We start from the raw sequence: 12285 nt of genomic DNA on the forward strand, positions 1-12285 counted from the left end.
CCGCCCCCAGGTTTTGCGGACATGTCCAACCCCGAACAAGGCCAGCCTACCCCCTCCCCGACCCCGTCTTCGCCTGCGCCCGAGGGCACTCCGCCGCGGCGCACCGGCCGGCGCCGGCTGACCGCCGGCGTGCTGGTGCTGCTGCTCGCGGGGGGCGCCTGGTACTGGTACGCCCATCGCGGCCAGGCGCCGCAGGAGACGGCCGGGGCTGCAGGCGCGCAGCGGGGCGCCAGCGGCCCGGGCGCGCGGGGTGGCGCCGGCGGCCCCGGCATGCCGCGCTCGCCCGTGGTGGTCGCCACCGTGGCCAAGCGCGATATGGATGTGGTGCTCAACGGCCTGGGCAACGTGACCCCGGTGTCCAACGTCACCGTGCGCGCGCAGGTGTCCGGCCCGCTGCTCAAGGTGCTGTTCAAGGAAGGCCAGATGGTCAAGGCCGGCGACGTGCTGGCCGAGATCGACCCGCGCCCGTTCCAGGCGGCGCTGGACCAGGCCGTGGGCCAGCTCGCGCGCGACCAGGCACTGCTGCAGAACGCCAGGCTCGACCAGCAGCGCTACCGCACCCTGCTGGGCCAGGACTCGATCTCCAAGCAGCAGGTCGATACCCAGGACGCGCTGGTGCGCCAGTACGAGGGCGTGGTCAAGACCGACCAGGGCAATGTCGCCAACGCGCGCCTGCAGCTGGGCTATACCAGGATCGTCGCGCCGGTGTCGGGCCGCATCGGCCTGCGCCAGGTCGACCCCGGCAATATCGTCAATACCAGCGACACCAACGGCATCGCGCTGATCACGCAGATCCAGCCCATCGCCGTGATGTACACCATCCCCGAGGACAACCTGCCCTCGGTGCTGAAGAAGCTCAACGCCGGCGAAGAACTTCCGGTGCAGGCGTGGGACCGCCAGGTGCGCAACCAGCTCGGCGAAGGTACGCTGCTGACCACCGACAACCAGATCGACACCACCACCGGCACGGTCAAGCTCAAGGCGGTCTTCCCCAACGCCGACGGCATGCTGTTCCCCAACCAGTTCGTCAACGTGCGCACGCGCGTCGATACGCTCAGGGACGCCACCGTGATCCCCGTGGCGGCGATCCAGCGCGGCCAGCAGGGTACCTTCGTCTACACCGTGGATGACAGCAGCAAGGTCAAGGTGCAGGTGGTCACGCTGGGCCCGGGCGACGGCAGCCGCAATGCCGTGCTCAAGGGCCTGGAGCCCGGCCAGCGCGTGGTGGTGGACGGCGCCGACCGCCTCAAGGAAGGCATGACGGTGGAGGCCGTCGACCCGGCCGCGCGCGCCGCCGCGGTGGTGCCGGCCAGCCAGCCGCGCGGGCGCGGCCGCCGCAACCGGGACGGCGGCGGTGCCAGCGGCGCGCACGCCGACGCCAGCGGGGCCGCGGCCCCCGGCGCGGCCGGCGAACATCGCCGCCACCGCCAGGCCGGCGCCAGCGCCCCGCCCGCCGGCGGCGCGCAGCAGTAAGGACAGCGCATGAACCCCTCACGCCTCTTCATCGAGCGCCCGGTCGCCACGGCGCTGCTGATGCTGGCCATCTTGCTGTCCGGGCTGGTGGCGTACCGGCTGCTGCCGCTGTCGGCGCTGCCCGAGGTCGACTACCCGACCATCCAGGTCACTACGCTCTATCCTGGCGCCAGCCCGGACGTGATGACCTCGTCGGTGACCGCGCCGCTGGAGCGGCAGTTCGGCCAGATGCCGGGCCTGAAGCAGATGTCGTCGTCCTCGTCGGGCGGCGCTTCGGTGATCACGCTGCAGTTCGAGCTGACGCTGCCGCTGGACGTGGCCGAGCAGGAGGTGCAGGCCGCCATCAACGCCGGCAGCAACCTGCTGCCATCCGACCTGCCGATGCCGCCGGTCTACAGCAAGGTCAACCCGGCCGACGCGCCGATCATGACCATCGCCATGACCTCGGACACCATGCCGCTGCCCAGGCTGCAGGACATGGTCGACACGCGCGTGGCACAGAAGATCTCGCAGATCCAGGGCGTGGGCCTGGTCACCATCAGCGGCGGCCAGCGCCCCGCGGTGCGCATCCAGGCCAACCCGGCCGCGCTGGCTTCGCTGGGCATGTCGATCGACGACCTGCGCACCGCCATTGGCGCATCCAACGTCAACGGCGCCAAGGGCAGCTTCGACGGCCCCGCGCGCGCCTCCACCATCGACGCCAACGACCAGCTGCGCTCGGCCGACGAATACCGCCAGATCATCCTGGGCTACAGGAACGGCGCGCCGATCCGCATCACCGACGTGGCCGAGATCGTCGACGGCCCCGAGAACAGCCGCCTGGCCGCCTGGGCCAACGACAAGCCCGCGATCGTGCTGAATATCCAGCGCCAGCCCGGTGCCAACGTGATCGAAGTGGTGGACCGCATCAAGGCGCTGCTGCCGCAACTGCAGAATGCGCTGCCGGCCTCGGTCCACGTGCAGCTGCTGACCGACCGCACCACCACCATCCGCGCCTCGGTCGAGGACGTGCAGTTCGAGCTGCTGCTGGCGATCGCGCTGGTGGTGCTGGTGATCTTCCTGTTCCTGCGCAATATACCGGCCACCATCATCCCGGGCGTGGCGGTGCCGCTGTCGCTGGTGGGCACCTTCGGCGTGATGTACCTGGCCGGCTTCTCGATCAACAACCTGACGCTGATGGCACTGACGATTGCCACCGGCTTCGTGGTCGATGATGCGATCGTGATGATCGAGAACATCATGCGCTACATCGAGAAGGGCGATTCGCCGATGGCGGCGGCGCTCAAGGGCTCGAAACAAATCGGCTTCACCATCATCTCGCTGACCTTCTCGCTGGTGGCGGTGCTGATCCCGCTGCTGTTCATGGGCGACGTGGTCGGGCGCCTGTTCCGGGAATTCGCGATCACGCTGGCGGTGTCGATCCTGATCTCGGCAGTGGTATCGCTGACGCTCACGCCGATGATGTGCGCGCGCCTGCTGCACCATGTGCCGGAAGAGAAGCTGTCGCGCTTTCACCGCGCCAGCGGCCGCTTCTTCGACAACGTGATCGAGCGCTACGGCCGTGCGCTGGAGTGGGTGCTCGATCGTCAGAAAGCGACGCTGGTCGTGGCCGTGGCCACGCTGGTGCTGACCGGACTGCTGTATCTGCTGGTGCCAAAGGGCTTCTTCCCGGTGCAGGACACCGGCGTGATCCAGGGCATCACCGAGGCCGCCCAGACCACCTCGTTCGACGCCATGGCGCGCCGGCAGCAGGCCGTGGCCAAGGTGGTGATGCAGGACCCGGCAGTGGCAAGCCTGTCGTCGTTCATCGGCGTGGATGGCACCAACACCACGCTCAACGCCGGGCGCATGCTGATCAACCTCAAGCCCAAGGGCGAGCGCGACCCCATCGACGTGGTCACGCAGCGCCTGCAGCAGGCCGTGCACGAACTGGGCGGCGTGTCGCTGTACACGCAGCCGGTGCAGGACCTGACCATCGAGGACAAGGTCTCGCGCACGCAGTACCAGTTCACCGTCGAGGACCCCGATCCCGCCACGCTGGCCGCGTGGGTGCCGAAGCTGGTGGAACGCCTGCGCCAGGAACCCGAGTTGCGCGACGTCACCAGCGACCAGCAGAACAACGGCCTGCGCGCCTATGTCGATATCGACCGCGACGCCGCGGCGCGCTTCGGCATCACCACCGCGGTGATCGACAGCGCGCTGTACAGCGCCTTCGGCCAGCGGCTGGTGTCGACCATCTTCACGCAGTCGAGCCAGTACCGCGTGGTGCTGGAGACCATGCCGGAATTCCGCAAGAATCCGCAGTCGCTGGCCGACCTGCGCCTGCCCTCCTCTTCCGGCGGCCAGGTGCCGCTGGGCGCGTTCGCGCGCATCACCGAACGCACCGGCCCGCTGGTGATCAACCACCAGGGCCAGTTCCCGGCGGCGACGATCTCGTTCAACCTGGCGCCGGGCGAATCGCTGGGCGCCGCGGTCGACAAGATCACCAGGGTCGAGCAGGAGCTGGGCCTGCCGATCTCGATGCAGACCAGCTTCCAGGGCGCCGCGCTGGCCTTCCGCGCGTCGCTGTCGAACACGCTGTGGCTGATCCTGGCCGCGGTGGTGACGATGTATATCGTGCTGGGCGTGCTGTATGAAAGCACCATCCACCCGGTCACGATCCTGTCGACGCTGCCATCGGCGGGCGTCGGCGCGCTGCTGGCGCTGCTGTTGGCGGGGCAGGACCTGGGCATCATTGCGATCATCGGCATCATCCTGCTGATCGGCATCGTCAAGAAGAACGCGATCATGATGATCGACTTCGCGCTCGAGGCAGAGCGCGAGGGCGGCATGAAACCACGCGATGCGATCTTCCAGGCCTGCCTGCTGCGTTTCCGCCCGATCCTGATGACCACCATGGCGGCGCTGCTGGCGGCGCTGCCGCTGATGCTGGGTTCCGGCATCGGCAGCGAACTGCGCCGGCCGCTGGGCGTGACCATGGTGGGCGGCCTGCTGGTCAGCCAGGTGCTGACGCTGTTCACCACGCCGGTGATCTACCTGGCGTTCGACCGCGTGGCCACGCGCGTGAAAGGCTGGCGCAAGCGGCGCTTCGGTGATCCGGAGGAAGGCGGCACGGGCGAGGAGCCGGTGTAACGATGAATCTCTCGGCTGCCTTCATCCACCGCCCCGTCGCGACCGCGCTGCTGACGCTCGGCATCCTGCTGGCGGGGCTGGCCGCGCTGCGGCTGCTGCCGGTGTCGCCGCTGCCGCAGGTGGACTTCCCGACCATCTCGGTATCGGCGTCGCTGCCAGGCGCGAGTCCTGAAACGATGGCCGCCACCGTGGCGACGCCGCTCGAGCGCGCGCTCGGCACCATTGCCGGCGTGACCGAGATCACTTCGAGCAGTTCGCTCGGCTCCACCCGGGTGACGCTGCAGTTCGACCTGTCGCGCAATATCGACGGCGCCGCGCGCGACGTGCAGGCGGCCATCAACGCCTCGCGCGCGACACTGCCGACCAGCCTGCCCAACAACCCGACCTACCGCAAGGTCAACCCGGCCGATGCGCCGATCATGATCATCGCGCTGACCTCGCCGACCATGACGCGCGGGCAGCTGTACGACGCGGCCTCGACCATCCTGGCGCAGAAGCTGTCGCAGGTCGATGGCGTGGGCCAGGTCACCATCGGCGGGGCCTCGCTGCCGGCCGTGCGGGTCGAGCTGAACCCGACCGCGCTGAACAACTACGGCATCTCGCTGGAGGATGTGCGCAACACCATCAGCGCGACCAACGCCAACCGGCCGCTGGGCACGCTGGAGAACGCCGCCAGCAACTGGCAGGTCTACGCCAACGACCAGGCGATGAAGGCGGAAGACTACATGCCGCTGATCATCCGCTTTGCCACGCCGGGAACCTTCTCGTCGACGTCGGCGGGCGCGCTGATTGCCAGCACCGCCAACGCCGCCGCCAGCGGCGGCGTCAGCACCAAGGTGGTCAACGGCGTGACCGTGACCACGCTGACCACCAGCAGCGGCACCACCACCATCACCAGCGGCGCCACCGGAGGCACCAGTGCCACCAGCGGCCCCAACTCGTTCGCGGTGCCGGTGCGGCTGCGCGACGTGGCCAATGTGGTCGACTCGGTGCAGGACATCCGCAACGCCGGCTCGGCCAACGGCAAGCCGTCGGTGCTGCTGGTGCTGAACCGCTCGCCCGGCGCCAACATCATCGAGACCGTCGACCGCGTCAACGAGATGCTGCCGCAGCTGCAAAAGATGATCCCCGCGGCAATCTCGATGGACGTGATGATGGACCGCACGCCCACCATCCGCGCCTCGCTGCGCGAGGTCGAGAACACGCTGATGATCTCGGTGGCGCTGGTGATCATGGTGGTGTTCGTGTTCCTGCGCAATGTGCGCGCCACCCTTATCCCCAGCGTGGCGGTGCCGGTGTCGCTGATCGGCACGTTCTCGGTGATGTACCTGGCCGGGTTCTCGCTGAACAACCTGTCGCTGATGGCGCTGACCATCGCCACCGGCTTTGTGGTCGACGATGCCATCGTGGTGCTGGAGAACATCTCGCGCCACATCGAGGAAGGCATGAAGCCGCTTGCCGCGGCACTGCGCGGGGCGCGCGAAGTGGGTTTCACGGTGCTGTCGATGAGCCTGTCGCTGATCGCGGTATTCATCCCGCTGCTGATGATGGGCGGCATCGTCGGCCGGCTGTTCCAGGAATTCGCGATCACGCTGTCGGTGGCGATCCTGGTGTCGCTGGTGGTGTCGCTGACCACCACGCCGATGATGTGCGCACGGATGCTGCGCCCGCCCGAGCCGGAGAAGCAGGGCCGCTTCTTCCGTGCCACCGAGCGCATGTTCCAGTGGCTGCACGACGGCTATGCGCGCTCGCTGTCCACGGCGCTGCGCCTGAGTCCGCTGGTGTGGCTGGTGCTGATCGCCACCATCGCACTCAACGTGTACCTGTACGTGATCGTTCCCAAGGGCTTCTTCCCACAGCAGGACACGGGCCGGCTGATCGGCTTTATCCGCGCCGACCAGGCCACCTCGTTCCAGGCCATGCGCGGCAAGCTCGACAATTTCATCAAGATCGTCCAGTCCGACCCCGCCGTGGTCAACGTGACCGGCTTTACCGGCGGTTCCCAGCGCAATACCGGGCAGATGTTCGTCACGCTCAAGCCGCTGTCGGAGCGCAACGAATCGGCCGACGCCATCATCGCGCGGCTGCGCGGCAAGCTGTCCAAGGAGCCGGGCGCGAGCCTGTTCCTGCAGTCGGTGCAGGATATCCGCATCGGCGGGCGGCAGAGCAGCTCGCAGTACCAGTTCACGCTGCAGTCGGACGACCTGGAAGTGCTGCGCGCGTGGGAGCCCAAGGTGCGCGCCGCGTTGTCGAACCTGAAGGGGCTGGAGGATATCGACACCGATACCAACGACAAGGGCCTGCAGACCTCGGTGATCATCGACCGCGACGCGGCCTCGCGCCTGGGCGTGACCGCGCAGCAGGTGGATGCGGTGCTCAACGATGCCTTCGGCCAGCGGCTGGTGTCCACCATCTACCATCCGCTGAACCAGTACCGCGTGGTGATGGAGCTGAGCCAGGAATACCTGCAAGGGCCCGATGCGCTCAAGGACATCTACGTGGTCACCGGCAACGGCAACCGCGTGCCGCTGGCGGCGTTCGCGCGCGTGACCCCGTCCAGCACGCCGCTGGGCGTGAACCACCAGGGCCAGTTCGCGGCCTCGACGATCTCGTTCAACCTGGCCGAGGGCACTTCGCTGTCGCAGGCGACCGACGCGATCACGCGCGAGATGGCGCGCATCGGCGTGCCGGAGACGCTGCGCGCCAACTTCCAGGGCGGCGCCAAGGCGTTCCAGGATTCGCTCAAGAGTCAGCCGATCCTGATCCTGGCGGCGCTGATCACGATCTACATCGTGCTGGGCGTGCTGTATGAAAGCTATGTGCATCCGCTGACGATCCTGTCGACGCTGCCCTCCGCCGGCGTGGGCGCGCTGCTGGCGCTGCTGGCATCGAAGACCGACTTCAGCATCATCGCGCTGATCGGCGTGATCCTGCTGATCGGCATCGTGAAAAAGAACGCGATCATGATGATCGACTTCGCCATCGATGCCGAACGGCGCGATGGCCTGTCGCCGCGCGACGCGATCTACCGCGCCTGCCTGCTGCGCTTCCGCCCGATCCTGATGACCACCATGGCCGCGCTGCTGGGCGCGGTGCCGCTGGCAATCGGCCGCGGCGACGGCGCCGAACTGCGCGCGCCGCTGGGCATCTCCATTGTCGGCGGACTGGTGGTAAGCCAGCTGCTGACGCTGTACACCACGCCGGTGGTCTACCTGACGCTGGACCGCTGGCGCCTGAAGGTCAAGGCCTGGCGCCAGCGCCGCCGTGGTGCCGGCACGCCTGACCAGCCGGCCGCCGTCTAGATTTGCGAAGACTCGACATGACAGTTCTTTCCCGCCTCCTGACCCATGCCCTGCCGGTGTCGCTGGCCTGCGCGCTGCTGCTGGCCGGCTGCGCCGTCGGCCCCGACTACCAGCGCCCCGACGCGCCGGTTTCCGCATCCTTCAAGGAAGCCGATGCCGCCACCCCCGCCTGGACCGGCGACTGGAAGCCCGCCGAGCCGCAGGATGCGCTGGCACGCGCCGACTGGTGGACCGTGTTCGGCGATGCGCAGCTCGACGCGCTGATGTCCGAGGTGCAGATCTCGAACCAGAACATCAAGGCCGCCGAGGCGCAGTACCGCCAGGCGGTGGCGTCGCTGCAGGCCGCGCGCGCCGGCTTCTTCCCGACCGTCGACGCACAGGCCGGCGCCTCGCGCGCGCGCGGCGCCAGCGGCAGCACGCTCAACGGGCAGAGCGCGACCCTGGGCGCAACCTGGGAAATCGACGTCTGGGGCCGCGTGCGGCGCCAGGTGGAAAGCAGCGAGGCCAGCGCGCAAGCCAGCCAGGCCGACCTGGCCTCGACGCTGCTGTCGACACAGGCAACGCTGGCGCAGAGCTACTTCCTGCTGCGCGTGGCCGATGCGCAGAAGGCCCTGCTGGACCGCACCGTGGCCGACTACCAGAAGTCGCTGCAGCTGGTGCAGAATCAGTATGCGGCGGGCACCGCGCAGCGCTCGGACGTGCTGCAGTCCGAGACCCAGCTCAAGAGCGCGCAGGCGCAGCAGATCGACATCCAGATCACGCGCGCGCAGCTGGAGCACGCCATCGCGGTGCTGGTGGGCAAGCCGCCCGCGGCGCTGACGCTGGTCGCCGACGACTTCCGCACCGCGCTGCCGCGCGTGCCGGCCGCGGTGCCGTCGCAACTGCTGGAACGCCGCCCAGACATCGGCGCGGCCGAGCGCCGCATGGCCTCGGCCAATGCGCAGATCGGCGTGGCGCAGGCGGCCTACTATCCGACCCTGTCGCTGTCGGCCAGCGGCGGCCTGACCGCCAGCACGCTGGCGCGCTGGATGTCGCTGCCGGACCGGATCTGGTCGATCGGCGGCGGCCTGGCCGGCACGCTGTTCGACGGCGGGCTGCGCAGCGCGGCCAAGGCGCAGGCGGTGGCGGCCTACGACCAGGCCGTGGCCAACTACCGCCAGACCGTGCTGGGCGCGTTCCAGGAAGTCGAGGACAACCTCGCCGCGCAACGGCTGCTGGAACAGGAAGCGGTGGTGCAGAACGACGCGCTGCGCTCGGCGCGCGAGGCGCTGGTGCTGGTGAACAACCGCTACCGCGCCGGCACCGCTGGCCTGCTCGACGTGCTGACGGCGCAGACCAGCGCCTATACCGCCGAGCGCACCGCGCTGTCGATCGCCGGCCGCCAGTACACGGCGGCGGTGGTACTGATCAAGGCGCTGGGCGGCGGCTGGCATGCGCCCGGTGCGGAGGCTGCGCCGGCACAGGCCGGTTCGAACCAGGCCGTCAGCCAGCGCTAGCCGCAGGCGCGCGCGGCAGCGGCTGTTGGCAGATGCGCTCGCGCAGCCAGGTGGCAGCCTTGCCCAGCGGCCGCTGCTTGTGCCAGACCAGCTCCATCGCCACCGGCCAGTCCTGCTGCTGGAATGCCAGCGGCGGCGTCACCAGCCGCGCCGCGGCCGGCGAATTGGCCACCACGTGCCACGGCACGAAGGCCCAGCCCAGCCCGCGCTTGACCAGCTCCACGATCACCCACTGGCTTTCCACCCACCACACGTCCGCGGCCACGCGCAGGCGCATCTTCTCTTCGCTGTCTGAGCGGGTGGCGACCATCAGCTGGCGATAGCGCTTCAGTTCCTCCCAGTCCACACGCTGGCCGGCCAGCGGATGCTCGGGCGCGCACAGGATCTGCATCGGCACCCAGCCCAGCGCATGGAAGCCCAGCGCCGGTGGCAGCACCTCCTGCCGCCACATGATGCCGAGGTCGGCGCCGCCCTCCAGGACCAGCCGGCTGACGTCCTCCATCAGCGGAAACAGCAACTCAAGCTCCACCGCCGGGAAGCGGCTGGAGAACTCTTCCAGCAGCATGCCCAGCGTCTCTTCCGGATAGAGCTCGTCCACCGCCAGCACCAGCCGCGTCTCCACGCCCTCGCCCAGGCTCTTGGCCACGCCGCGGAAGTGCTCGCAGCGCTCCAGGATCACGCGCGCCTCGGCCAGCAGCCGCTCGCCCGCGGGGGTCAGTACCGGGTAACGGGCGGAGCGGTCGAACAGCGCGTTGCCGGCGTCGATTTCCAGGTTGGACACCGCCGCGCTGACCACCGACTGCGCCTTGCCCAGCCGGCGCGCGGCGGCCGAGAACGAACCGGTGTCAGCCGCCGCGACGAATGCCTGCAATTGCTCGATGGAGAGGCTCATAAATAACTTTCCATGCTTATCTATCTGTTTTACAGATAGTATCCAACTTGGCAATCCCTGCCCAGCAGATAGACTAGCTCCCATCGCGTTTGACACGCAAGGAGAACAACGATGCGCAAGACCTGGGACCGGATTCGCCACGCCGTCGGCTTCGAGGTGGTCGGCCTGCTGATTTTCGCGCCGCTGGCCAGCTGGGCCTTCGGCTACGAACTGCACGAGATGGGCGTGATCGGAGCGGTCGCCTCGCTGATCGCCACCGGCTGGAACTACCTGTACAACGTGCTGTTCGACAAGGGCATGCTGCGTTTCACCGGCCAGCTGCGCAAGTCGGTGCCGGTGCGCGTGCTGCACGCCGTGCTGTTCGAGCTGGGCCTGCTGGTGGTGTTCCTGCCGTCGGTGGCCTGGTACCTGGACATCAGCCTGGTCGATGCGCTCATCATGGACCTCGCCGTGGCCGGCTTCTACATGGTCTACGCGCTGGTGTACAACTGGCTGTACGACATCGTCTTCCCGGTGCCTTCGCTGCAGGCACAAGCCAAGCCGGAAGGCGCCGCGCTCGGCTGAGCGCGGGTTTTTCCCGACCCCGGAGGCGTCACTCCGGGGTCTTCCCCATCTTGTCGCATCCGGTCGAATTGTTATACTCCATAACAAATCCAATTCGACCGGAGGCAGCGCGCCCGCGCTTGCGTACCGGCGCATCCTGCACGCGGGGGAGACACCATGAAGATCGCAATCGCCGGTGGCGGCATCGGCGGACTGACGCTGGCGCTGCTATGCCACCGCCACGGCATCGAGGCCGAGGTCTGGGAGGCCAGCGAAACGCTGCGCCCGCTGGGCGTGGGCATCAACCTGCTGCCGCACGCCGTGCGTATCCTGTCCGAGCTGGGACTGCGCGACGCGCTGGCGGATATCGCCATCGAGACCTCGTCGCTCTCGTACTACAACAAGCGCGGCCAGCGCATCTGGCATGAGCCGCGCGGGCTGGCGGCCGGCTACGACTGGCCGCAATTCTCGATCCATCGCGGCGAATTCCAGATGCTGTTGCACCGTACCGCGGTGGAGCGCCTGGGCGCCGGCGCCGTGCATACCGGCCATGGCTTCGAGACCGTGCTGGACACCGGCGCGGGCGGACAGGCGCGCTTTGGCCTGCGCCGCCGCAGCGACAATGCCGAGGTCGAGGCCAGCGCCGATGTGCTGGTCGGCGCCGACGGCATCCACTCGGCGGTGCGCCGCCATTTCTACCCCACCGGCGACCTGCCGCGTTTTTCGCGCCGCCTGCTGTGGCGTGCGGTCACCGAGGCGCCGCCCTACCTGGACGGCCGCTCGATGTTCATGGCCGGGCACCAGGACCAGAAGTTCGTGGCCTATCCGATCTCGGAGCCGCTGCGCCGCCAGGGCCGCTCGCTGGTCAACTGGATCGCCGAGCTGCGCGTGCCCGACAGCGTGCCCGACACCCCGCCGCGCAGCGACTGGAACAAGCAGGTCGACAAATCCGTGTTCTGCGCCGCGTTTGCCGACTGGCGGTGGGACTGGATCGACATCCCCGCGCTGATCGACGGTGCCGAGGCGATCTACGAATTCCCGATGGTCGACAAGGACCCGCTGCCGCGCTGGACCTTCGACCGCGTCACGCTGCTGGGCGACGCCGCGCACCCGATGTACCCGATCGGCTCGAACGGCAGCGCCCAGGCGATCCTGGACGCGCGCTACCTGCTCGACAGCCTGCTCGGCACGCCCGACACCGGCTACGCGCTGCGCGAATACGAGGCCGAGCGCCTGCCGCGCACCGCCGGAATCGTGCTGCGCAACCGCATGAACGGGCCCGAGCAGGTGATGCAGCTGGCCGAGGAACGCGCGCCGCAGGGCTTTGCCGACATCGACCAGGTGATCCCGCGCGCGGAACTGGAGGCGATCTCGCTGCGGTACAAGCAGCTGGCGGGATTCGACCGGCAGTCGATGCAGGGCAGGCGGTAGGATCCGGCAGGTTTGA

General features: G+C 68.6%; 7 protein-coding genes. 6 read left to right on the plus strand and 1 reads right to left on the minus strand.

The genetic code is table 11. The features are described from left to right. Positions 1-21: 21 nt before the first annotated feature. Genes AC3WRI_RS05390 through AC3WRI_RS05405 form a run of 4 tightly spaced genes read left to right on the plus strand, consistent with a single transcriptional unit; the run spans position 22 to position 9403 of the window. Positions 22-1473, plus strand: a complete 1452-nt coding sequence (locus AC3WRI_RS05390) for an MdtA/MuxA family multidrug efflux RND transporter periplasmic adaptor subunit (RefSeq protein WP_136227737.1) — start codon at positions 22-24, stop codon at positions 1471-1473. Positions 1474-1482: 9 nt separating this feature from the next. After that, entirely contained in the window at positions 1483-4605 is a 3123-nt protein-coding gene (locus tag AC3WRI_RS05395) for an MdtB/MuxB family multidrug efflux RND transporter permease subunit (RefSeq protein WP_010812182.1), read from the plus strand. A 2-nt stretch (positions 4606-4607) separates the two neighbouring features. Further along, positions 4608-7907 (plus strand): efflux RND transporter permease subunit, encoded by a 3300-nt coding sequence (locus AC3WRI_RS05400; protein ID WP_454749315.1) that lies wholly within the window; start codon positions 4608-4610, stop codon positions 7905-7907. 17 nt (positions 7908-7924) lie between these two features. After that, entirely contained in the window at positions 7925-9403 is a 1479-nt protein-coding gene (locus AC3WRI_RS05405; protein ID WP_051398457.1) for an efflux transporter outer membrane subunit, read from the plus strand. Here the strand turns inward: AC3WRI_RS05405 and AC3WRI_RS05410 are convergent. Then, a complete protein-coding gene (locus tag AC3WRI_RS05410) occupies positions 9390-10295 on the minus strand; it encodes a LysR family transcriptional regulator (protein WP_010812185.1) in 906 nt (301 codons plus the stop codon). The two genes, AC3WRI_RS05405 and AC3WRI_RS05410, sit on opposite strands and share 14 nt — an antisense overlap. A gap of 111 nt (positions 10296-10406) precedes the next feature. Here AC3WRI_RS05410 and AC3WRI_RS05415 point away from each other — a divergent pair, with 111 nt between their 5' ends. Next, positions 10407-10859 (plus strand): PACE efflux transporter, encoded by a 453-nt coding sequence (locus AC3WRI_RS05415; RefSeq protein ID WP_010812186.1) that lies wholly within the window; start codon positions 10407-10409, stop codon positions 10857-10859. A 156-nt stretch (positions 10860-11015) separates the two neighbouring features. After that, complete coding sequence (locus AC3WRI_RS05420; RefSeq protein ID WP_011614588.1) at positions 11016-12269, plus strand: flavin-dependent oxidoreductase; 1254 nt, start codon at positions 11016-11018, stop codon at positions 12267-12269. Positions 12270-12285: the final 16 nt, after the last annotated feature.

The sequence above is a fragment of the Cupriavidus sp. FW305-27 genome (assembly GCF_058787995.1).

Bases quoted from the DNA above. Each gene is read 5' to 3' on its own strand.
- AC3WRI_RS05390 (WP_136227737.1), top strand. From the start codon at position 22: ATGTCCAACCCCGAACAAGGCCAGCCTACCCCCTCCCCGACCCCGTCT.
- AC3WRI_RS05395 (WP_010812182.1), top strand. From the start codon at position 1,483: ATGAACCCCTCACGCCTCTTCATCGAGCGCCCGGTCGCCACGGCGCTG.
- AC3WRI_RS05400 (WP_454749315.1), top strand. From the start codon at position 4,608: ATGAATCTCTCGGCTGCCTTCATCCACCGCCCCGTCGCGACCGCGCTG.
- AC3WRI_RS05405 (WP_051398457.1), top strand. From the start codon at position 7,925: ATGACAGTTCTTTCCCGCCTCCTGACCCATGCCCTGCCGGTGTCGCTG.
- AC3WRI_RS05410 (WP_010812185.1), bottom strand. From the start codon at position 10,295: ATGAGCCTCTCCATCGAGCAATTGCAGGCATTCGTCGCGGCGGCTGAC.
- AC3WRI_RS05415 (WP_010812186.1), top strand. From the start codon at position 10,407: ATGCGCAAGACCTGGGACCGGATTCGCCACGCCGTCGGCTTCGAGGTG.
- AC3WRI_RS05420 (WP_011614588.1), top strand. From the start codon at position 11,016: ATGAAGATCGCAATCGCCGGTGGCGGCATCGGCGGACTGACGCTGGCG.